Origin of the sequence: Microbacterium sp. F2E, from assembly GCF_020905435.1 — a bacterium.
Classification (GTDB): Bacteria; Actinomycetota; Actinomycetes; order Actinomycetales; family Microbacteriaceae; genus Microbacterium; species Microbacterium lacticum.
This window is the reverse complement of record NZ_JAJJIB010000019.1, coordinates 1-19,793: the sequence shown is the minus strand read 5'-3', so window position 1 is coordinate 19,793 and position 19,793 is coordinate 1. Positions and strand designations below refer to the sequence as shown.

The 19,793-nt window shown below is 71.5% G+C and carries 23 protein-coding genes and 1 pseudogene; 6 read left to right on the top strand and 18 right to left on the bottom strand.

The window, feature by feature from the left end; genetic code table 11:
* Positions 1–8: 8 nt before the first annotated feature.
* The 10 genes from LOK55_RS12330 to LOK55_RS12285 form a co-directional block, all read right to left on the bottom strand.
* Entirely contained in the window at positions 9–611 is a 603-nt protein-coding gene (locus LOK55_RS12330) for a DUF3060 domain-containing protein (protein WP_229935588.1), read from the bottom strand.
* Positions 612–665: 54 nt separating this feature from the next.
* Entirely contained in the window at positions 666–1,565 is a 900-nt protein-coding gene (locus LOK55_RS12325; RefSeq protein WP_229935587.1) for a tyrosine-type recombinase/integrase, read from the bottom strand.
* Positions 1,566–1,605: 40 nt separating this feature from the next.
* Positions 1,606–2,949: a DNA-processing protein DprA gene (dprA, locus tag LOK55_RS12320; protein WP_229935586.1), complete on the bottom strand. Its 1,344-nt coding sequence runs from the start codon at positions 2,947–2,949 to the stop codon at positions 1,606–1,608.
* Positions 2,946–4,478, bottom strand: a complete 1,533-nt coding sequence (locus tag LOK55_RS12315; RefSeq protein WP_229935585.1) for a YifB family Mg chelatase-like AAA ATPase — start codon at positions 4,476–4,478, stop codon at positions 2,946–2,948. Before LOK55_RS12315 ends, dprA begins: the two co-directional genes overlap by 4 nt.
* The gene (locus tag LOK55_RS12310) at positions 4,475–4,837 is read right to left on the bottom strand and encodes a YraN family protein (RefSeq protein ID WP_229935584.1); all 363 of its coding nucleotides are present in this window, start codon (positions 4,835–4,837) and stop codon (positions 4,475–4,477) included. The genes LOK55_RS12315 and LOK55_RS12310 overlap by 4 nt, the downstream gene beginning before the upstream one ends.
* Before the next feature lie 102 nt (positions 4,838–4,939).
* Positions 4,940–5,263 (bottom strand): DUF2469 family protein, encoded by a 324-nt coding sequence (locus tag LOK55_RS12305; protein WP_141380700.1) that lies wholly within the window; start codon positions 5,261–5,263, stop codon positions 4,940–4,942.
* A gap of 23 nt (positions 5,264–5,286) precedes the next feature.
* Positions 5,287–5,946 carry a ribonuclease HII gene (locus tag LOK55_RS12300; RefSeq protein WP_229935583.1) on the bottom strand — a complete coding sequence of 220 codons (660 nt, stop codon included), beginning with the start codon at positions 5,944–5,946 and terminating at the stop codon, positions 5,287–5,289.
* On the bottom strand, positions 5,943–6,698 hold the full coding sequence (gene lepB / locus LOK55_RS12295) for a signal peptidase I (protein WP_141380698.1): 756 nt from the start codon (positions 6,696–6,698) through the stop codon (positions 5,943–5,945). The genes LOK55_RS12300 and lepB overlap by 4 nt, the downstream gene beginning before the upstream one ends.
* Before the next feature lie 185 nt (positions 6,699–6,883).
* The gene (gene rplS / locus LOK55_RS12290) at positions 6,884–7,231 is read right to left on the bottom strand and encodes a 50S ribosomal protein L19 (protein WP_196325155.1); all 348 of its coding nucleotides are present in this window, start codon (positions 7,229–7,231) and stop codon (positions 6,884–6,886) included.
* Between the two features lie 170 nt (positions 7,232–7,401).
* Positions 7,402–7,896 carry an MFS transporter permease gene (locus LOK55_RS12285; protein ID WP_229935582.1) on the bottom strand — a complete coding sequence of 165 codons (495 nt, stop codon included), beginning with the start codon at positions 7,894–7,896 and terminating at the stop codon, positions 7,402–7,404.
* A 52-nt stretch (positions 7,897–7,948) separates the two neighbouring features.
* Here LOK55_RS12285 and map point away from each other — a divergent pair, with 52 nt between their 5' ends.
* Positions 7,949–8,731 carry a type I methionyl aminopeptidase gene (gene map, locus LOK55_RS12280; RefSeq protein ID WP_196325153.1) on the top strand — a complete coding sequence of 261 codons (783 nt, stop codon included), beginning with the start codon at positions 7,949–7,951 and terminating at the stop codon, positions 8,729–8,731.
* 122 nt (positions 8,732–8,853) lie between these two features.
* Here the strand turns inward: map and trmD are convergent, their stop codons facing one another.
* From trmD to rpsP, 4 genes are read right to left on the bottom strand one after another with little or no spacing between them, the layout of a single operon-like run.
* Positions 8,854–9,567 (bottom strand): tRNA (guanosine(37)-N1)-methyltransferase TrmD, encoded by a 714-nt coding sequence (trmD, locus tag LOK55_RS12275; RefSeq protein WP_229935581.1) that lies wholly within the window; start codon positions 9,565–9,567, stop codon positions 8,854–8,856.
* Position 9,568: 1 nt separating this feature from the next.
* Positions 9,569–10,258, bottom strand: a complete 690-nt coding sequence (gene rimM, locus LOK55_RS12270) for a ribosome maturation factor RimM (RefSeq protein WP_229935580.1) — start codon at positions 10,256–10,258, stop codon at positions 9,569–9,571.
* Between the two features lies 1 nt (position 10,259).
* On the bottom strand, positions 10,260–10,490 hold the full coding sequence (locus tag LOK55_RS12265) for an RNA-binding protein (protein WP_229935579.1): 231 nt from the start codon (positions 10,488–10,490) through the stop codon (positions 10,260–10,262).
* Positions 10,491–10,495: 5 nt separating this feature from the next.
* Entirely contained in the window at positions 10,496–10,921 is a 426-nt protein-coding gene (gene rpsP / locus LOK55_RS12260) for a 30S ribosomal protein S16 (RefSeq protein WP_196325149.1), read from the bottom strand.
* A gap of 194 nt (positions 10,922–11,115) precedes the next feature.
* Here rpsP and LOK55_RS12255 point away from each other — a divergent pair, with 194 nt between their 5' ends.
* Together LOK55_RS12255 and LOK55_RS12250 are read left to right on the top strand one after the other, a co-directional pair.
* Positions 11,116–12,279 carry a glutamate--cysteine ligase gene (locus tag LOK55_RS12255; RefSeq protein WP_229935578.1) on the top strand — a complete coding sequence of 388 codons (1,164 nt, stop codon included), beginning with the start codon at positions 11,116–11,118 and terminating at the stop codon, positions 12,277–12,279.
* A gap of 70 nt (positions 12,280–12,349) precedes the next feature.
* Entirely contained in the window at positions 12,350–12,922 is a 573-nt protein-coding gene (locus LOK55_RS12250; RefSeq protein ID WP_229935577.1) for a GDSL-type esterase/lipase family protein, read from the top strand.
* Here the strand turns inward: LOK55_RS12250 and ffh are convergent, their stop codons facing one another.
* The gene (gene ffh / locus LOK55_RS12245) at positions 12,923–14,488 is read right to left on the bottom strand and encodes a signal recognition particle protein (protein WP_229935576.1); all 1,566 of its coding nucleotides are present in this window, start codon (positions 14,486–14,488) and stop codon (positions 12,923–12,925) included.
* 81 nt (positions 14,489–14,569) lie between these two features.
* A complete protein-coding gene (locus LOK55_RS12240; RefSeq protein WP_229935575.1) occupies positions 14,570–15,583 on the bottom strand; it encodes a TetR family transcriptional regulator in 1,014 nt (337 codons plus the stop codon).
* Positions 15,584–15,646: 63 nt separating this feature from the next.
* Here LOK55_RS12240 and lipB point away from each other — a divergent pair, with 63 nt between their 5' ends.
* Positions 15,647–16,297, top strand: coding sequence for a lipoyl(octanoyl) transferase LipB (gene lipB, locus LOK55_RS12235; protein WP_196324004.1), 651 nt, complete (start codon positions 15,647–15,649; stop codon positions 16,295–16,297).
* The gene (lipA, locus tag LOK55_RS12230; protein WP_229935574.1) at positions 16,294–17,313 is read left to right on the top strand and encodes a lipoyl synthase; all 1,020 of its coding nucleotides are present in this window, start codon (positions 16,294–16,296) and stop codon (positions 17,311–17,313) included. The genes lipB and lipA overlap by 4 nt, the downstream gene beginning before the upstream one ends.
* Positions 17,314–17,406: 93 nt before the next feature.
* Here lipA and LOK55_RS12225 read toward each other — a convergent pair whose 3' ends face one another.
* Together LOK55_RS12225 and ftsY are read right to left on the bottom strand one after the other, a co-directional pair.
* Positions 17,407–17,907: a DUF2004 domain-containing protein gene (locus LOK55_RS12225; protein WP_196324002.1), complete on the bottom strand. Its 501-nt coding sequence runs from the start codon at positions 17,905–17,907 to the stop codon at positions 17,407–17,409.
* 78 nt (positions 17,908–17,985) lie between these two features.
* Positions 17,986–18,858 carry a signal recognition particle-docking protein FtsY gene (gene ftsY, locus LOK55_RS12220; RefSeq protein WP_141380511.1) on the bottom strand — a complete coding sequence of 291 codons (873 nt, stop codon included), beginning with the start codon at positions 18,856–18,858 and terminating at the stop codon, positions 17,986–17,988.
* A gap of 124 nt (positions 18,859–18,982) precedes the next feature.
* Here ftsY and LOK55_RS12215 point away from each other — a divergent pair.
* A pseudogene (locus LOK55_RS12215) lies at positions 18,983–19,688 on the top strand (IS256 family transposase); the annotation flags it as partial.
* Positions 19,689–19,793: the final 105 nt, after the last annotated feature.

Here is a 19,793-nt window from a genome sequence, read left to right as displayed (position 1 = left end):
CGGCGGCGTCAGGACCCGGGATAGGTGTTGCTCTCGCCGGCGACCGTGACGGAGCCGACGGACGCCGCGTCGACGGTGTTGCTGTTGCCCGTGATGCGGAGCGACCCTACCTCGCCCGTGACGGCGAGGGTGTTGCGGTCGCCGCGGACGGTCACGCTGCCCGCGAGGGTCGCGTCGACGCGGTTCGCCTGGCCTTCGATCGTCACGGCCGACACCTCGCTCGCGGTGATCGTGTTGCCTTCGCCGCGGACGGTGACGCCCGGGGCGGTCGCCCCGCCCGCGGTGCCGTCGGTTCCGGCACCGTCCAGCCGCACCGTCAGCGTCGATCCCTGCACCACGATCTGCCCGCAGTCACCGGAGACGACGTAGGCGCCACCCTCCCCCGCGATCGTCGCGGTGCCGCCCGCGCAGGCGACCGCCGTCTCGGCGGCGCCGGTTCCGGTGCCGCCCGAGGCGTCGGGCGAGGCGGGCGTGACGCCGGGCGTCGCCGACGACGTGGCCGGTGAAGTGGGCAGCACGGTGAGGCGCGGCTCGGGACTGTCGGTGCACGCCGTGGTCAGCAGAGCGGCGAGCGCGAGCGCGACGGTGATCGGGGCGTGCCGGTTCTTCATCACAGCAGGCTAACCCGGTCTGTGCGCTCGTCGTCCCGCCGCAGGCCGAGCATCTCAGGCGCGCGGGTGGGCGAGCCGGTAGGCGGCAGTCAGCTTCTCGGAGGAGACGTGCGTGTAGATCTGAGTGGTGCCGAGGCTCGCGTGGCCGAGGAGCTCCTGCACGGTGCGGAGGTCGGCCCCGCCGTCGAGCAGATGCGTGGCGGCGGAGTGGCGCAGCGCGTGCGGTCCGATGGTGTCGGCGCCGACGGCGGGGGCGAGCGCGCGCGAGACGATGTCGTAGGCGGCGCGCGTGCCGAGCCGTCCGCCGCGCGCGCCGAGGAAGAGCGCGGGGCTGCCCGCGCCGCGGGCGGCGAGGGCCGGGCGCGCTCGGGTGAGGTAGCTGTCGAGGGCGTGCGCGGCGGCGGCGCCGTAGGGCACGATCCGCTCCTTGGACCCCTTGCCGACGACGCGGATGGTGTGCCGACCGCGGTCGAGGTCGTCGCGGTCGGCGCCGCACAGCTCCGCGACGCGGAGCGCGGCGGCGTAGAGCAGTTCGAGCACGGCGGCGTCGCGCAAAGCGATCACGTCGCCGTCCGCCGCGCGCGCCGAGGCGGCGGCGAGCACGTCGTCGAGCGTGCCGGCGGTAGCGACGTGGGGCAGTGCGCGTCCGCGCTTGGGGGCGACGAGCCGCACGGTGGGGTCGGTCTCGACGAGCCCCGCCTCGAGCGCCCAGGCGAAGAACCCGCGCACCGAGGCCGTGCGCCGGGCGATGGTCGTGCGCGCGTCGCCGCGCTCGGTCGCCCGCCACAGCCAATCGCGCAGCAGCTCGAGATCGACCTCGGTCACCTCGACGTCGCCGGCGACGGCCACGAGGTCGCGCAGGTCGGCGGCATACGCCCGCACCGTTGCCGGGGAGAGCCGGCGCACGCTCGACAGCTGCGTCGCATACGCCTCCGCCGCCTCCGTCACCCGCACTCCCCCAGCATGCCGCGTGGGAGGACCCCCGGTGCGCCCGTCACCAGAGTGTCGCCGCCTCCGCCCGCGCGTGGCCGGTGCGCGGCGACGGCCCGGACCTCGGGCCGGACCTCGGCGCCCCGGCGCTCGGTTCAGCGCTCGGCGCGTCGGCGGCACGCTGCACCCACCCGGTCGCCCGCCGCGCGGCGAGGCCCTCGAGTTCGAGCAGTCCGAGCAGGGCGGCCGCCTGGTCGACAGTGAACCCGGCGCGCCGAGCGACGTCGTCCGTCGTGCGCGCGCGCCGGATGCTCAGGGCATCGAGCACCCGCGTCCGCTCGCCGGTGTACGCGCCCGCCGCCGCGCCCCGGTCGTCGACCGCCGTCACGGGGCACCCGTCGCCGATCAGCTCGCGGACGTCATCGGCCCCCGTGACGCAGATCGCGTCGCCCTCGCGCAGCAGGCGGTGGCATCCCATCGACGTCGCGCTCGTGATCGGGCCGGGGACGACCCCCAGCGGACGACCGATCTGCTGCGCGTGGTGGGCGGTGTTGAGCGACCCGCTCCGCCACCCGGCCTCGACCACGACGGTCGCATCGCTGAGCGCCGCGATCAGCCGGTTGCGCGCCAGGAAGCGATGCTTCGTCGGCGCGGTGCCGCACGCGACCTCGGCGATCACCGCGCTGGCACCGGCACCGGCGATCCGCTCGATCAGTTCGAGGTTGCCGGACGGGTACGGGCGGTCGACGCCGCCGGCCATCACGGCGACCGTCGCGCCGCCCACCGACAGCGCGGCGCGGTGCGCGGCGGCGTCGATGCCGTACGCGGCCCCCGAGTAGACGACCGTGCCGGTGGCGGCGCACTCGGCGGCGAGCTCCGCGGCGACGTGCTCGCCGTAGGACGACGCCGCCCGCGCCCCGACGATCGCGACCGCTGCTCTCGCGCTGCTGAGCGCCTCCGGCGCGCCGCGCACCCATAGGCAGAGCGGGGCGTGCGGCCCGAGGTCGTCCACGCGGCCCGGCCATGCGGTGTCCTCGGGTGTGATCAGCAGCGCGCCCGAGCGGCGCGCCACGGCGAGTGCCGCCGGGGCACCGCCGAGCCGAGGCATCCACCGTGAGTACCCCTGCGCGAGGTCTCCCGCGTCGAGCCCGGCTTCCGCCGCGGCGGCGGTCGCGCTCGCCCGCGCGCTCCCCGGAGTCGTTCCGGCCGCCGCGGCGAGCACCCCGTCCAGGGCCGGCGCCGCGCCGAGCGCGCCCACGAGCGCGCCCGCGACGCGGTCTCCCGGCTCGACGAGCGCCGACCACACCGCGCGGGCGAAGGCGGTGACGATGTCCGCGTCGTCGGATGCCTCGACGAGCGGTCCCAGCTCACGCCGAGCCGCCCGGGGCGAGAGGTCGATTCCGCTCATGCCCGGGCCCCCCGTTTCAGGTACAGCGCCCGCCCGATGTCGGAGACCTCGAGTCGGTCGCGCCCGGCCAGGTCGGCATTCGACCACGCCACTCTCAAGACGCGGTCGAAGCCTCGGAGCGTCAGCGCCCCGCGCTGCAAGGCATCGTCGAGCGGGCGGCGCACCGCCGGTTCGGGGGCGAGCGGCCCGTCGCGCAGCCATGATCCGGCAACCTCGGCGTTGGTCCGCCACGGGGTGCCGTGCAGCCGTCGCGCCGCGCGGGCACGCGCCGCGACGACGCGCTCGCGTGCCTCCGCCGTCGTCACCCGGCTGCCGTCGCCGCTCCGCAGCCGCGCGACGGCGACCCGCTGCAGCGACAGCTCGATGTCGATGCGGTCGAGGAGCGGCCCGGACAGCTTGCCGAGATAGCGCCGGATCGCGAGCGACGGACACCGGCACTCCGCGCGCGGCACGCCGTAGTTGCCGCACGGGCACGGGTTCGTCGCGAGCACCAGCTGGAATCGGGCGGGGAACACGGCGCGAAACCCCGCACGGTGGATCTCGATGCTCCCCGATTCGAGAGGTTGGCGGAGCGCGTCGAGCGCGTGCGCGCCGTACTCGCCGGCTTCGTCGAGGAAGAGCACGCCGCCGCTCGCGCGGGCGATGGCCCCCGGCCGCACGGTGCGGCTGCCGCCGCCGATGAGGGATGCGACGCTGGCCGAGTGATGGGGCGCCTCGAACGGCGCGATGCGGTCGAGACGGGTGACGGGCAGCCCCGCGAGCGAGCGCAGCGACGCGGCCTGCACGGCGGTGGCATCGTCGAGATCGGGCAGGATGCCGGGCAGACGCCGGGCGAGCATTGTCTTCCCCGCCCCCGGCGGCCCGCTCATCAGCAGATGATGGCCGCCCGCGGCGGCGACGATGAGCGCGTCGACCGCGTCGCTCTGGCCGATGACGTCCTCGAGGTCGGGCGTCGCCTCTGCGGTCGCCGCCTCGAGCGTCGCGAGGGGCACCGGCTCGACCTCCACGGGATCGACGTCGAGACCGTGCCGGCGCATCACGTCGCGCAGCGAGGCCGCACCGAACACCTCGACCCCCGGCACGAGCTCCGCCTCGGCGCGGTTGGCGTGCGGCACGACGACACGCCGCACCCCCGCCCGCGCCGCCGCGGCGACGGCAGGGAGCACCCCCGGCACCGGCCGCAACCGGCCGTCGAGCCCCAGTTCGCCGATGTGCGCCGTCTGCAGCAGCGACGCGGCATCCATCGGCGCCTCGGTGGCGAGGGCCGCGACGGCGATCGCGAGGTCGAGACCCGATCCGTGCTTGGGGAGGCTCGCCGGCGACAGGTTGACGGTGAGCTTGCGCCGCGGCAGCGGCAGATCGCTGTTCGCGCACGCGTTGTGCACCCGCTGGTGCGCCTCGCCCACGGCCTTGTCGGCGAGGCCGATGATCACGAACGCGGGGGTCTGGTTCGACAGGTCGGCCTCGACCTCCACGAGGTCGCCGTGCAGCCCCGTCAGCACGACGCCCCACGTGCGCCCGACGGTCATGCCAGGCCCTCGAGGTGCTCGAGCACGGCGGTGGCGGGATCGTCACCGGTGATCCCGACGACGTCGATGCGCAGGCGGCGGTGCCGCGAGGCATCCGGGTGTGCCGCCGCCCACGCGCAGGACAGGCGCCACAGCCGGTCACGCTTTCGCCGGTCGACCGCCTCGAACGGATGCCCGTAGGCGGCGCTCCGGCGCGTCTTCACCTCGACCACGACGAGATCGGCGCCATGGGCGGCGACGATGTCGAGCTCCCCCGCGGCGCAGCGCCAGTTGCGATCGAGCACGGTGTAGCCGAGGTCTCGAAGGTGCGACGCGGCGCGTTCCTCGCCCGCACGCCCCCGCACGTCTTTGTCTGCCATGCAGGCATGGTGCCCGCCCCGGCACCGCGGGAAGGGGCCGGATCCGGGATCCGTGGACAGATCCCGAAGATCGCCACCTGGGGAGGAGGCGGCGAACCGCGCTCAGTTGTCGAGCGAGAGCTCCTCGGGCAGCTGGAAGTCGCGCCGCTGCAGCTCCTCGACGTTGACGTCCTTGAACGTCAGCACCCGCACGCTCTTGACGAACCGGTCGGCGCGGTAGATGTCCCACACCCACACGTCGGTCATCGAGATCTCGAAGTAGAAGTCGTGCTCGGTGTCGCGGCGCACGACGTTGACGTCGTTGGCGAGATAGAACCGTCGCTCGGTCTCGATCACGTACTGGAACTGCGACACGACGTCGCGATACTCCTTGTACAGGGCCAGTTCGAGTTCGCGGTCGTAATCCTCGAAGACTTCGTCATCCATGGTGGATCCAGTCTAGGCGTGCGTCAGAAGAGCGTCGGCGCGTCGGCGATCGCCCACGAGGCGCGGTGGTGGGGGCTCAGCCCGTGCGAGCGGATCGCGGCGCGGTGCTCGGCGCTCGCGTATCCCTTGTTGCGCGCCCACTGATATGCCGGCGCCTCGTCGTGGAGGCCCACCATCAGGTCGTCGCGCGCGACCTTGGCGAGCACAGACGCCGCGGCGGCCGACGCGCAGTCGCGGTCGGCTTTGATGACCGGCTGTACGCGCAGCCCCGTGCCGCCGGCGGGGGTGATGTAGTCGTGGTTGCCGTCGAGCAGCACGATCGCGTCCTCGGGCACCACGCCGAACGCGCGGAGTTCGGCGATCGCGCGGAGCGCGGCGAGCCCGAGCGCGCGGATGATCCCGACCTCGTCGATCTCGGCGGCGCTCGACCAGCCGACGGCGGATGCCTGGACCCACGCCGCGGCGCGCTCGGCGACCGCCGGGCGGTGATGGGCGGCGACGAGCTTCGAGTCGCGCAGGCCTTCGGGAACGCGGCGACGCACGCGCGGGGCATCCACCGCCACCGCGCCGACCGCCACGGGACCTGCCAGCGCGCCCCGGCCGACCTCGTCGCACGCGATCACGAGGGTGTGCTCGCGCAGCAGCCGCCGCTCGAGGGTGAGCTTCGGGACGGCGACGGTCATCCGTCCGCCTCAGGCACACCCTCGAACACGGCGTGGTGGGTGTCGATCGGGCCGAACCGCGACAGCGGCCAAGTGATGAGGAACGCCCGGCCGACCACGTTCGCGAGCGGCACGAAGCCGTGCGAGGGCTGGTCCATGTTGTAGCGCGAGTCGCGCGAGTGGTCGCGGTTGTCGCCGAGCACCCACAGCGACCCCTCGGGCACCGTCACGTCGTAGGGCACCACCTGCGGGGCGTTCTGCCCCTCGGCGAGGTCGAGGTAGGGCGTCTCGTCGATGGGGGTGCCGTTGACCTCGACCTGGCCGAGCTGGTTGCAGCACACGACGTGATCGCCCGCGACGCCGATGATCCGCTTGATGAGATGGTCCTCGCTGTCGGGCGCCGAGATGCCCACGAGCGACATGAGCCAGTCGAACGACTCCACGAGGGGGCCGCGGTCGGGCGTCGTCGTGACCGGCAGCCAGCCGCCCGGATCGCGGAAGACCACGACGTCGCCGCGGTCGTAGCCGGAGAACCGCGGCGTCAGCTCGTCGACGAGGATGCGGTCCTTGATCATCAGGGTCTGCTCCATCGACCCCGAGGGGATGTAGAACGAGCGCACCAGGAAGGTCTTGATGACGAACGAGACCAGCACAGCCACCACGACGATGACGAGGATGTCGCGCAGGAGCGCCCAGACGCCGCGCCCACGCCGACGGCGCCGCCGCGGGATGAGCTCGTCCGGGCCGGCGGCCGTGGCGTTCTCCGAGGTCATTCGCGTCCTTCTCGCAGGCGCACCGCTCCTCGGTCCGCGCACCCTCAAGGGTCGCACATCCCGGGGCCCGGAACGCACCGCGCCACGGCTCCGGCGCTCGGCGAATTCCGCTCCGGGAATGCGAAAGCCCCGGTCGGCGGGATGCCGGACCGGGGCTGTCGGGAGTCGGGCTGTACCCGCGCGCGTCAGTTGTCGCGCTTCTCCTTGATCTTGGCCTTCTTGCCGCGCAGCTCGCGCAGGTAGTAGAGCTTCGCGCGACGCACGTCACCGCGGGTGACGACCTCGATGTGGTCGATCACCGGCGAGTGCACCGGGAAGGTGCGCTCGACGCCCACCTGGAAGCTGATCTTGCGGACGGTGAAGGTCTCGCGCACACCGTCGCCGGAGCGACCGATGACGACACCCTGGAACACCTGCACGCGCGAACGGCTGCCTTCGGTGATGTTCACGTGCACCTTGACGGTGTCACCGGGGCCGAACGCGGGGATGTCGGAGCGGAGCGAGGCCGCGTCGACGGAGTCGAGGATCTGCATGATCGTCACTTCCTGCGACCGCCACAGGTCGACCGCGAGAGATAAGGGAAAAGGTGGTGTGTGCCCGAGGCGCCGGATCCCGTCGCCGTGCTCCCCTGTGGCAGAGCCTGGTCAGGGCACAAACAGCCATTCTGCCATGGATGCCACGGCACGCCAAAACCGCGGCAGGGTCACGGGGCCGAGGACGCGCCGTTCTCGCGGACGACGATGACCTCGGCATCCGTCGCCGTAGCGGGCCGGGCCACCGGCGGCGGCACATAGCCGACCCCCGCGGGCGTGCGCAGGAGCGTTCCGGCGGGCCGTGCCTCGCGCCAGAGCCGGCGGAAGGCCGCCACGAGCGCGGCGACGCCGACGATCACGGTGACGACGAACAGCGCCCACCACCACGGGTTCGAGAAGACGCCGAGGGCGACGATCAGCACGTTCCAGCCGCCGATCAGGGCGAGGTCGGTCCACGAGACCGCCTGCTCGGTGCGCGCGGTCGGCCGCGCGCGGACGAGGAGCGTCAGGATCAGCTGCCCGATCAGCACGATCGGCGCGGAGAGCAGAACCCAGAGGAGCGACAGCGGGTTGGCGCCGAAGACGATCCAGCCGATGAACAGCCATAGGGGCAGCACGAATGCCGCCGGTATCAGCCACCGGAAGAACCCACTGCGCAGTGCCATGTCCCCGATGGTACGCCGATCCACCAGAATGGAAGCTGAGGAAAGGATCACGATGATCGAGCTGCGTACCCCTGCCGAGATCGATGCGATGCGTCCCGCGGGCCGCTTCGTGGCGGAGGTGCTGACGACGCTGCGCGCCGACACCCGCGTGGGGACCAACCTGCTCGCCATCGATAAGCGCGCGCACGAGATGATCCGGGCCGCGGGCGCCGAGTCGTGCTACATCGACTACCACCCCTCGTTCGGCGCGAGCCCGTTCGGCAAGGTCATCTGCACCTCGATCAACGACGCCGTGCTGCACGGCCTCCCCCATGACTACGCGCTCCGCGACGGCGACCTCGTCTCGCTCGACTTCGCCGCCTCGGTCGACGGCTGGGTCGCCGACTCGGCGGTGTCGTTCGTCGTCGGCACGCCGCGCGACGAGGACCTCGCGCTCATCGACACGACCGAGCGGGCCCTGGATGCCGCGATCGGCGCGGCCGTCGCGGGCGGGCGGATCGGCGACATCTCGCACGCGATCGCCGAGGTCGCCCACGCCGACGGCTACTCGATCAACACCGACTTCGGCGGCCACGGGGTCGGACGGGTGATGCACGGCGATCCGCACGTGCCCAACGACGGCAAGCCGAACCGCGGGTATCCGCTGCGGGCGGGACTCGTCGTGGCACTCGAGCCGTGGTTCTTGCAGACGACCGACGAGCTCGTGACCGACCCCGACGGCTGGACCCTCCGCAGCGCCGACGGCTCGCGCGGCGCGCACGCCGAGCACACCGTGGCGATCACCGCCGACGGGCCGATCGTGCTCACCGACCGGTCGTTCCTCGGCGTCGACTGAGTCGCGCGGAGCGGCCACCCGCCCGTTTCGCATCACCGAGGCAGGAGAAATCACCGACGCAGGACGGTTCGGGCCCCGCACGTCCTGCGTGCGTGATTTCTCCTGCGTCCGTGACGCGGGCGTCAGGCGAGGAGGTCGGGGCGGCGCTCGCGGGTGCGCTCGAGCTGCTGCTCGTGGCGCCACTGCGCCACCCGGCCGTGGTGGCCGCTCAGCAGCACCTCGGGCACGTCGTAGCCGCGCCACGACGCGGGCTTCGTGTACGACGGATATTCGAGCAGCCCGTCCTCGTGGGATTCCTCGACGAGGCTCTCGGGGTTGCCGACGACCCCCGGCACGAGGCGGCCGATCGCCTCGATCATGGCCATCGCGGCGACCTCGCCGCCGTTGAGCACGTAATCGCCGAGGCTGATCAGGCGCACCCGGCCGCGGGTCGCGGCATACGAGAACACGCGCTCGTCGATGCCCTCGTAGCGGCCGCAGCCGAACACGAGGTGCGGCTCGGCGGCAAGCTCTCGCGCGGTCGCCTGCGTGAACCGCTCCCCCGCCGGCGACGGGAACACGAACAGCGGCCCGGTGGTCGGCTCCGCGGCATCCGGGTCCGCCGACGGCGCGCCGGCGATCTCGTCGATGACCTCGCCCCATGGCTCCGGCTTCATCACCATGCCGGCGCCTCCGCCGTACGGCGTGTCGTCGACGGTGCGGTGACGGTCGTGAGTCGCATCGCGCAGGTCGTGCACGCGGATGTCGAGGATGCCCGCCCCGCGCGCCTTGCCCACGAGCGACACCTCGAGCACGTCGAAGAACGCCGGGAAGATCGTGACGACGTCGATGCGCATGTCAGGCCTCGGAGCGGCCGGGCGCCTCGGATGCCCCGAATCCGGACGATTTCTCGGATCCGGCATCCATTACAGCGTCCGCGGCATCCTCCGCCTCCGCGTCCGCGGCATCCGCCTCATCGGCGAGCTCCGGCTCGTCGTCCGGCAGCGGTTCGAACAGGCCGGGCGGCGGCGTCACGACGACGCGCCCGCCGGCGACGTCGACCTCGGGCACGATCGCGGCGACGAAGGGCACCAGCACTTCGCCGTCGGAGCCCGTGGGGCGGACGGCCAGGAGGTCCTGGGCGGGCAGGTGGTCGACGCGGATGACGCGCCCGACGACCTCGCCGTCGCGCACCACGTCGAGGCCGACGAGCTGATGGTCGAACCAGGCGTCGTCCTCGGCGGGGGCGTCCTCGTCCTGGTCGATCCAGAGGATCGCCCGGACGAGCGATTCGGCGCCGTCCCGGTCGTCGACGTCCTCGAAGAAGACGACGGGGTGCGAGTTCATCCAGCGGAACTCACGGACGGTCACGGTCTTGCCGTGCCAGGGCGAGGCTGCCGGCACCTGCAGCGTGAGGACGGCGCCGGGGATGAAGCGCCCGTCGGGGTCGTCGGTGTACAGCTCGAGCTTCAGAGCGCCCTTCAGGCCGTGGGCCTTGACGAGGCGTCCGACGCGCAGCTGCGTGCCAGCGGGTTCTGCGGCCGCCATCTCAGTCGTCCGCGACGTCGACGCGCACACGGGTGCCGTCGGCGAGGGCGGCGATGAGGGTCCGCAGCGCCTTGGCGGTGCGACCGCCGCGCCCGATCACCCGACCCCGGTCATCGGGGTGCACGCGCACCTCGAGCACCTCGCCGCGCGGCGAGGTGGAGGAACGGATGACGACATCGTCCGGGTGATCGACGATCCCCTTGACGATGTGCTCGAGCGCGGCGGACAGCACCGCGATTACTCGGCGTCGGCGGCGGCGTCGGCCTCGGGAGCCTCGGCTGCGTCGTCGGCGGCGGGCGCCTCGGCCTTCTTCTCAGCCTTGGGCTTGATGACCGACTTCTTGGCCGAGTCGGCCTGGAACTCTTCCTTCTCATCGGCGACCTTCACCGTCGAGACGGCGTTCTTGTCGCCCTTGAAGGTGCCCCAGTCGCCCGTGAGCTTCAGCAGCGCGGTGACCTGCTCGGTCGGCTGCGCGCCCACCGACAGCCAATACTGCGCACGCTCGGAGTCGACCTTGATGATCGAAGGCTCCTCGGTGGGGTGGTACTGACCGATCTCCTCGATGACGCGACCGTCGCGCTTGGTGCGCGAGTCGGCGACGACGATGCGGTAGTAGGGTGCGCGGATCTTGCCGAGGCGCTTGAGACGGATCTTGACAGCCACAATTCTCCTGATTGGTGTGGAAAGTGATGAACGTCGCCTGGAGCGTGGGGTGCACACCCGGCGGGAGCTCTGCGGTGGACCTGCCCCGCCGGATAGAGGGTCGAGCGAGTGGTCCAACCGTCTATTTTGCCAGATCATGACGGATGCCGCGAACCGGGCGGTCTTCTGTCGCCCCACCGTGCCAGACTGACGCCATGACGGTGCCCTTCGCGACATCCGCGCGCTCCTCGGTGGGGCTCGAGTGGGAGCTCATGCTGGCCGACCGCGACACCGGCGACCTCGTCGGCCGCGCGCCCGAGTTCCTGCCCGAGCTCGAAGAGCGCACCGAGCTCGAGCGCTACACCGTCACCGGCGAGCTGCTGACCAACACGATCGAGGTGACGAGCGGCATCGGCGACACGGTGGCGGCCGCCGTCGACGACATCGGCGATGCGATCGCGCAGGTGCGTGCGCTCACGAATCCGCGGGGCATCGAGCTGATGTGCGCCGGCAGCCACCCGTTCGCGCAGTGGTACGACCAGGAGGTCACCGACAAGACCCGCTACCACACGCTCATCGAGCGCACCCAGTGGTGGGGGCGCAACATGATGATCTGGGGCATCCACGTGCACGTCGGCGTCGAGGACGTCAACAAGGTGATGCCGATCATCGGTGCGCTCGCGACGTACCTGCCGCACCTGCAGGCGCTGTCGGCGTCGAGCCCGTTCTGGGCGGGTGAGCGCACCGGCTACGCCTCGAACCGCGCCCTCGTCTTCCAACAACTGCCCACCGCGGGGCTGCCGTGGCCGCTCGACGACTGGTCGCAGTACGAGGGCTATCTCGACGACATGGTCCGGACGGGCGTCATGGACGACGCGACCGAGGTGCGGTGGGACATCCGCCCCGCTCCGCGCTGGGGCACGATCGAGGTGCGGGCGTGCGACGGCATGTCGACCCTCCCCGAGCTCGCGGCCGTCGCGGCACTCGTGCAGGTGCTCGTCGAGCACTTCTCGCGCGAGCTCGACGAGGGCCGCCCTCTCGAGCGGCTGCAGCCCTGGTTCGTGCGCGAGAACAAGTGGCGTGCCGCCCGATACGGCCTCGACGCGCGGGTCATCGTCGACCGCGCCGGCACGCAGCGGCCCGTACTCGATCATCTGGCGGAGACCGTCGAGCGGCTGCGGCCGATCGCCGAGGAGCTGCACTGCGCCCGCGAATTCGCCGGTGTCGAGCGCATCGCCGCGCAGGGCGCGAGCTACGCGCGTCAGCTGGCGGTGGCGGATGCCTCGGACGGCGACCTGCGCGCCGTCGTGCACAGCCTCATCCGCGAGTTCCGCGAAGGCCCCTCGTTGCGCGAGCACCTATCCCACCCGGCGGTCTGAACCCGTCCGCGTAGAGCGGCGGCAGAGATTCACGGCGCAGACCTAGACATCCGCGCGTAAGGTGCCGACCATGGCACGTCCGCGCGCAGGTCGTCGTCTCCCGTCGCTCCTCGCGTTCTCGCTCTCGGCGGGTGCCGTCCTCGTCACCGCGCTCCTGGCGACCGCGTGCTCCCCCACCCCTGCGCCGGTCTTCTCCGCGCCGAGCCCCACTCCCGCCGCCTCCTCGCACGGCGCGCACCGGCTCCGCGTCGTGACGATCGGCGACTCGCTGATGTCGGGCTACGGTCTCGATCTCGGCCAGGCGTGGCCGACACTCGTCGCGAACAAGGCGCACGTGTCGATGACGAGCCTCGCCTGCGGCGGCATGGGCTTGGTCGTCTCGGGCGACTGCGGCACACCGTACTCCGGTCTCGTCCCGGCCCTGGCCGCACTCCAGCCCGACATCGTCATCGTCGAGTCGTCGAGCAACGACTTCGGCGAAGACCCGGAGGACGTCCGTGCGCAGACCCTCACGACCGTCGAGGAGATGCGCGATGCGGCCCCGGGCGCGCGGATCATCGGCCTCAGCACGATCTGGAACGACGAGACCGACCTCGCGCAGACCGTGCTCGGCAAGCTCAGCGACGCGGGAGTGCCCGGCTGATCAGCCCTTGCCGAAGAGCTTCTGGATCTGCGCGAGGTCGGCCTCGCTCGGCTGCGCCCCGGCGCCCGCTCCCCCGCCCAGGCCGAAGCCCGAGCCGGTCGGCGCGGCGGCCGGTGCGGCCGCGATGCCGGCGTTCTCCGCGGCGCGCTTGGCCGGGTTTCCCGACCGCGAGCCGCTCGCCTTCTTCTGCTTGGCGCCGCGCTTGGCCGACGCGCCCGGCTTGCCGCCGAGCGACCCCATGCCGGGGATCGAGGGCACGCCGCCGCGCGCGACGGTCTTCATCATCTTCGCGGCCTGGTCGAACCGCTGCACGAGCTGGTTGACGTCGGTCACGGTCATCCCCGAGCCGCGAGCGATGCGGAGGCGACGCGAGCCGTTCAGGATCTTCGGGTTCCGGCGCTCGCCGGGCGTCATCGACCGGATGATCGCCTCGGTGCGGTCGATCTCCTTGTCGTCGAAGTTCTCGAGCTGCTGCTTCATCTGGCCCATGCCCGGGAGCATCCCGAGCATCTTCTTCATCGAGCCCATCTTCTTCATCTGCTGCAGCTGGTCGAGGAAGTCCTCGAGGGTGAACTGCTCGGTCGCGAGCTTCTCGGCGACCTTGCGTGCTTCCTCTTCATCGAACGCCTGCTGCGCCTGCTCGATCAGAGTGAGGATGTCACCGAGGTCGAGGATGCGGCTGGCCATGCGGTCGGGGTGGAAGGCCTCGAGGTCATCCAACCCCTCGCCCGTCGAAGCGAAGATGATGGGGCGACCGGTCACCGAGGCCACCGACAGGGCCGCGCCACCGCGGGCGTCGCCGTCCAACTTGGAGAGCACGACGCCGGTGAAGTCGACTCCGTCCTGGAACGCCTTGGCCGTGCCCACGGCATCCTGACCGATCATCGCGTCGATGACGAAGAGCACCTCGTCGGGGTCGGTCGCCTTGCGGATGTCGGAGGCCTGCTTCATGAGCTCCGCGTCGACGCCGAGGCGTCCCGCGGTGTCGATGATGACGACGTCGTGCTGCTTCTGTCGGGCGTACTCGACACCGGCCTTCGCGACCTTGACGGGGTTGCCGACGCCGTTACCCGGCTCGGGCGCGTAGACGGCGGCACCGGCCTGCTGCGCGACGACCTGGAGCTGGTTGACGGCGTTCGGACGCTGGAGGTCAGCGGCGACCAGAAGCGGCGTGTGACCATCCTTTTCGAGTTGCTTGGCGAGCTTGCCGGCGAACGTCGTCTTGCCCGAGCCCTGGAGGCCCGCGAGCATGATCACGGTCGGCGCGGTCTTGGCGAACCGCAGGCGGCGCTGCTCGCCGCCGAGGATCGCAACGAGCTCCTCGTTGACGATCTGCACCACCTGCTGAGCGGGGTTGAGCGCCTTGTTGACCTCGTCGCCGAGGGCGCGCTCGCGCACCTTCGCGGTGAAGTCCTTGACGACCACGAGCGCGACGTCGGCATCGAGCAGCGCGCGCCGGATCTCGCGGACCGTGCCGTCGACGTCGGCGGGCGTGAGCTTGCCCTTCGTGCGGAGGTTGCGGAAGGTCTCTGTCAGCCGATCGCTGAGGGTGCCGAAAGTCGCCATGATGGCTCGATTCTACCGTCGCGGCTCGCCGCCTCAGCGACCGGCCGGGCGGCGACGTCAGCCACCGTTCGGGCGGCGGCCTCAGCGACCGTCCACCGGCTCCGCCGCGCCGAGCTCCTGGAAGAGAGTCACCTGCAGGTCCGCCGGGGCGCGCAGCCGCGCGTTGACCGACCGCCAGGGCGTCTCCCGGGCGGAGGCCTCGACCACGGCGCCCGCCTCGGCGAGCCGTTCGACGACGACGGCCGTGTCGCCGACCTCCAGCGCGACGCGCAGACGCTCGCTCGGGGCGTCGCCGTCCGTCTCGACGCGATCGATGAGATCGACCTGCGCGGGGTTCGACAGCTCGAGCGTCGCGCGCCCGGCGCTGAGGATCGCGACCCGTGCGCCGCCGTCGCCTTCGTACGACTCCTGCTCGGGCATCCCGAGCACGTCGCGGTAGAAGACGAGCGCCTCGGCGAAATCGTCGGCGCGGGCGACCAGACGCAGCTGACGCACGGGGCCGGGCGCGGTGACGGCGGCCGCGTCCACGGCGCGGGCCAGCACCGGACCGAGCGGCGTCTGCCCGGCACCGGCGTGCGCCCACGATTCGATGGCGGCGAGCACCGCGCCGGCGTAGGCGGCGCCCGCGACGGCGGCCTCGATCTCGTCGGCCCCGCCCGCGCGGAACCGCCCGGTGACGGCGTGGGCGATGCGCGAACGACGGATGCCCGTGTCGCGCTCCAGTTCGTCGACGAGGCCCATCGGTTCGGCGTGCACGATCGCGAGCGCGAGGGCATCGGGAGCGAACCCGTCGCCGAGCGCTGTCAGCTCCGCACGGACGGCGGCAGCGGCAGCCGGGGCGGCGGGGGCGGCGGCGCCATCCCCTCCGCCGCCGTGCGCGAGACGCTCGCCGAGCGACGTGATGCGCTCGTCCAGCCCCGCCCAGAGCACGTCGGACTTCGACGTGAAGTAATTGAAGAAGCTCGACCGGCTGACGCCCGCGCGCCGGGTGATCTCGGCGACCGTCGTGTCGGCGTAGCCCCGCTCGAGGAACAGCTCGCAGGCGGCTTCGGCGATGGTGTCGCGCGACGTCGCGCGGGGACGGCCCGTTGTCATCCCCACACTGTATCCAGGGCATATTGTTGGACGCGGTTCAGAAACCCGATCCGAAGGAGCGTCATGCTCGACGTGCGCACGGTGGGACTCTCCCCCACGCTCATCCCCTACCCCGACGGCTGGGCTCTCCAGCGCGAGGTCCATGCCGGCGTCGTGGACGGCTCCCGCCCCGACACGCTGCTGCTCCTCGAGCACGAACCGGTCTTCACCGCCGGCGCCCGCACCGCCCGGCACGAGCGTCCGACCGACGGCACCCCCGTGGTCGACGTCGACCGCGGCGGCAAGATCACGTGGCATGGCCCGGGCCAGCTCGTCGGGTACCCGATCGTGCGACTGCACGAGCCCGTCGACGTCGTCGCGCATGTGCGGCGGCTCGAAGGTATCCTCATCGACGTGCTCGCCGGGCTCGGCGTCGAAGGCTACCGGGTCGAGGGACGGAGCGGCGTCTGGGTGCGCCGCCTCCTCTCCGAGGACAAGATCGCCGCGATCGGCGTACGCGTGCAGCGCGGCGTGACGATGCACGGCTTCGCCCTCAACTGCGACAACTCGCTGCTGCCGTTCTCGCAGATCATCCCGTGCGGCATCGCGGATGCCGGGGTCACGACCGTCAGCGAGGTGCTCGGGCGCGATGTGCGCCCCGCCGACGTGGTGGATGCTGTGTCGGCCGCGTTCCAGGCATCCTTCGCCGCCTCGTCGCCGGTGGTCGCCGCATGAGCGCCTGCGGAACCCCCGCCCCCGGTGCGGGACCGGCGAGCGCACCGGAGGGACGGAAGCTCCTCCGCCTCGAGGTGCGCAACGCCCAGACCCCCATCGAGCGCAAGCCGGAGTGGATCAAGACGAAGGCGAAGATGGGGCCGGAGTACCAGGCGCTGCAGTCGCTCGTGAAGGGCGAGGAGCTGCACACCGTCTGCCAGGAGGCCGGCTGCCCGAACATCTACGAGTGCTGGGAGGACCGCGAGGCGACGTTCCTCATCGGCGGCTCGCAGTGCACGCGGCGGTGCGATTTCTGCCAGATCGACACCGGCAAGCCCGCCGCCTACGACACCGACGAGCCGCGCCGCGTCGCCGACAGCGTGCGCCGCATGCAGCTGCGCTACGCGACGGTCACGTGCGTCGCGCGCGACGACCTCCCCGACGGCGGGGCGTGGCTGAACGCGGAGACGATCCAGCAGATCCACACTGTGAACCCCGAGACGGGCGTCGAACTGCTCGCCACCGACTTCAACGGCGACCCGGCGCTGCTCGGCGAGGTGTTCGACGCGCGACCGGAGGTCTTCGCGCACAACGTCGAGACGGTGCCGCGCATCTTCAAGCGCATCCGCCCGGCATTCCGCTACGAGCGCTCGCTCGACGTGCTCACCCAGGCGCGCGCCGCGGGCCTCATCACGAAGTCGAACCTCATTCTCGGCATGGGCGAGGAGCCGGAGGAGGTCGTTCAAGCGCTGCAGGACTTGCACGACGCGGGAACCGACATCGTCACGATCACGCAGTACCTGCGCCCGTCGCCGCGGCACCTGCCCGTCGCGCGCTGGGTCAAGCCCGCCGAGTTCGTCGAGTTCAAGGAGGCGGCCGAGCGCATCGGCTTCCTCGGCGTGCTCGCCGGCCCGCTCGTGCGCTCGTCCTACCGCGCGGGGCGCCTGTGGGCCCAGTCGATGACGTCCAAGGGCCGTCCCCTCCCCACGCACCTCGCCCACCTGGCCGGCGACACCGAGTTCGCCCAGGCCGTCTGACCCCGCGAGCCGCTACGCCGCAGTCGAGCCGCTACGCCCCGGACCGTCCGCGCCGTGGCGGCTCGGCCGCGGGATAGCGGCTCGGCGGTGAGGTCAGTCGGCGCTCGTGACGGACTGCACGGCGCCGTCGCTGGTGAGGTTCACCAGGAGCACCTCGTCGGTGGCATCCGTGTCGAGCGCGTACTCGAGCACGGCGAAGGGATCGGCGCCGCCGTGCTCGTCGGCGAGGATCGTCATGCTCACCAGCTGCAGCGACCGGATGATGTCGATGTGCGCGTCGCCCGAGATGTCGACGAGCACGTCCTCGAGGTCGTCGCCGAACGCCTCCTGCTGCTGCAGCAGGTATTCGGTCACCTCGCTCGTGCGGTCGTCGAGTTCCGCGACCATGGCGTTCCGCGCGGTCAGATCGATCTGCTCGAGCGACGAGATCATCGCCGCCGCGACGTCGAGCGCCGCCTGCGACACGTCGTCCTGATCGGGCGCGGTGAGGTCGACGGTCACCCGCTGATCCGCGAAGTCGACCGTCTCGGACCAGAAGATCGATCCGTCGGGCCCGGACTCCAGCAGTCCGAAATAGTCGTGCTCGATCGCCATGAGCCTATGCAACCACCCTCGTCGCCCGCGCGCGACCCCGCCGCCGCACTGCCGGCGCTCCGCGGCGCGCCGACCCGGTCAATCGACCAGCGCCGAGACGAACACGTGCGGGGTGAAACCGGTGAGGTCGCCGATGTCCTCGCCCTGCCCGAGGAGCTTGACCGGGATGCCGGTGCGCTCCTGCACGGCGAGGACGAAGCCGCCCTTGGCCGACCCGTCGAGCTTGGTGAGCACGAGTCCCGTGACGCCCGCGTGCTCGAGGAAGGCCTCGGCCTGCATGACACCGTTCTGGCCCGTCGTGGCATCCAGTACCAGCAGCACCTCGCTGATCGGCGCCTGCTTCTCGATGACCCGGCGGATCTTGGTGAGCTCGTCCATGAGCCCGCCCTTGGTGTGCAGGCGTCCTGCCGTGTCGACGAGCACGATCTCGGTGCCGGTCTGCTTCGCGTAGTCGATCGTCTGATAGGCGACGGATGCCGGGTCCTGACCCTCCTGCTGAGGACGCACGATCGTCGCTCCGCCGCGCTCGGCCCACGTCGCGAGCTGGTCGACGGCGGCGGCGCGGAACGTGTCGGCGGCGCCGACGACGACCGATCGCCCGTAGCGCTGCAGGAACTTCGCGAACTTGCCGATCGTCGTCGTCTTGCCGACGCCGTTGACGCCCACGACGAGCACGACCGCCGGGCGCTCGGTGAGCCGCAGGGTCGTGTCGAACTTCGCGAAGTGCTCCTCGAGGGTCTCCTTGAGCATCCGCTGCAGGTCGCGCGGGTCGGTGGTGCGGTAGCGGTCGACCTTCTCGTGCAGCTCGTCGATGATCCGCTCGGTGATCTCAGGGCCGAAGTCCGCCGTCAGCAGAGCGGTCTCGAGGTCGTCCCACGTGTTCTCGTCGATCGTGGGCTTGGTGAACATGCCGCGCAGGGCACGACCGAGCGACCAGGAGGATTCAGCCATGTTCCCAGCCTAGGCGCGGTGCACTCCGACAGGGGGACTGTCTGAATAACGGTGTGTGGGGTCCGGCCTGATCCGTAAGGAGATGGCCGTGGCTGACACGACCGATGTCGTCTTTAACGACGAGATGATTGATCCCGTGACCGGGGAGATCATCGATCAGAAAGAAATCGCCCAGCGGCTGCTCGCGCAGGCGAAGGACCAGGGGGTGAGTCTGACCGGGCCGGGTGGCCTGCTCGGCCAGCTCACGAAGAACGTGCTCGAGACCGCGTTGGACGCGGAGCTGACCGAGCATCTCGGCCATGAACACGGCGGGACCCCGATCGCAGAGAACATGCGCAACGGGACCCGGGTGAAGACCGTGCTGACGGAGATCGGCCCCGTCGACATCGAGGTCCCCAGGGGTCGCGACGGCTCTTTCGAGCCCATCATCGTCCCGAAACGCCAACGCCGGCTGGACGGGGTCGACCAGATCGTCCTCTCGTTGACCGCTCGGGGACTGACGACCGGGGAGATCGCGGCGCATTTCGACGAGGTCTATGGCGCGAAGGTCTCCAAAGACACCATCAGCCGCATCACCGAGAAAGTCGCCGGCGAGCTCGCCGAGTGGGCTTCTCGTCCGTTGGATTCGCTGTATCCGGTGATCTTCGTGGACGCGATCGTCGTGAAGGTCCGTGACGGGCAGGTCCGCAACACCCCGTTCTACGTCGTGATGGGAGTGACCACGGCCGGGGAACGCGACATCCTCGGGATCTGGGCCGGAGACGGCGGCGAGGGAGCACGGTTCTGGCTGCAGGTGTTCACCGAGCTGAAGAATCGCGGGGTCGAGGACGTCCTCATCGCGGTCTGTTATGCCGTGCTCGCGGTTATGCCGATGATGCTCGGGCGGTCCTGGTCAGCGGCGGTGGGCGGGCTGCGGTTGTCGGCATAATCGTGTG

Bases quoted from the DNA above. Each gene is read 5' to 3' on its own strand.
- LOK55_RS12255 (WP_229935578.1), top strand. From the start codon at position 11,116: ATGACGGTGCCCTTCGCGACATCCGCGCGCTCCTCGGTGGGGCTCGAG.
- LOK55_RS12315 (WP_229935585.1), bottom strand. From the start codon at position 4,478: ATGACCGTCGGGCGCACGTGGGGCGTCGTGCTGACGGGGCTGCACGGC.
- dprA (WP_229935586.1), bottom strand. From the start codon at position 2,949: ATGAGCGGAATCGACCTCTCGCCCCGGGCGGCTCGGCGTGAGCTGGGA.
- rimM (WP_229935580.1), bottom strand. From the start codon at position 10,258: ATGGCGGCCGCAGAACCCGCTGGCACGCAGCTGCGCGTCGGACGCCTC.
- LOK55_RS12250 (WP_229935577.1), top strand. From the start codon at position 12,350: ATGGCACGTCCGCGCGCAGGTCGTCGTCTCCCGTCGCTCCTCGCGTTC.
- LOK55_RS12300 (WP_229935583.1), bottom strand. From the start codon at position 5,946: ATGACCGTCGCCGTCCCGAAGCTCACCCTCGAGCGGCGGCTGCTGCGC.
- rplS (WP_196325155.1), bottom strand. From the start codon at position 7,231: ATGCAGATCCTCGACTCCGTCGACGCGGCCTCGCTCCGCTCCGACATC.
- map (WP_196325153.1), top strand. From the start codon at position 7,949: ATGATCGAGCTGCGTACCCCTGCCGAGATCGATGCGATGCGTCCCGCG.
- LOK55_RS12310 (WP_229935584.1), bottom strand. From the start codon at position 4,837: ATGGCAGACAAAGACGTGCGGGGGCGTGCGGGCGAGGAACGCGCCGCG.
- LOK55_RS12330 (WP_229935588.1), bottom strand. From the start codon at position 611: ATGAAGAACCGGCACGCCCCGATCACCGTCGCGCTCGCGCTCGCCGCT.
- lepB (WP_141380698.1), bottom strand. From the start codon at position 6,698: ATGACCTCGGAGAACGCCACGGCCGCCGGCCCGGACGAGCTCATCCCG.
- trmD (WP_229935581.1), bottom strand. From the start codon at position 9,567: ATGCGCATCGACGTCGTCACGATCTTCCCGGCGTTCTTCGACGTGCTC.
- LOK55_RS12285 (WP_229935582.1), bottom strand. From the start codon at position 7,896: ATGGCACTGCGCAGTGGGTTCTTCCGGTGGCTGATACCGGCGGCATTC.
- ftsY (WP_141380511.1), bottom strand. From the start codon at position 18,858: ATGGCTGAATCCTCCTGGTCGCTCGGTCGTGCCCTGCGCGGCATGTTC.
- ffh (WP_229935576.1), bottom strand. From the start codon at position 14,488: ATGGCGACTTTCGGCACCCTCAGCGATCGGCTGACAGAGACCTTCCGC.
- LOK55_RS12225 (WP_196324002.1), bottom strand. From the start codon at position 17,907: ATGGCGATCGAGCACGACTATTTCGGACTGCTGGAGTCCGGGCCCGAC.
- LOK55_RS12305 (WP_141380700.1), bottom strand. From the start codon at position 5,263: ATGGATGACGAAGTCTTCGAGGATTACGACCGCGAACTCGAACTGGCC.
- LOK55_RS12240 (WP_229935575.1), bottom strand. From the start codon at position 15,583: ATGACAACGGGCCGTCCCCGCGCGACGTCGCGCGACACCATCGCCGAA.
- lipA (WP_229935574.1), top strand. From the start codon at position 16,294: ATGAGCGCCTGCGGAACCCCCGCCCCCGGTGCGGGACCGGCGAGCGCA.
- lipB (WP_196324004.1), top strand. From the start codon at position 15,647: ATGCTCGACGTGCGCACGGTGGGACTCTCCCCCACGCTCATCCCCTAC.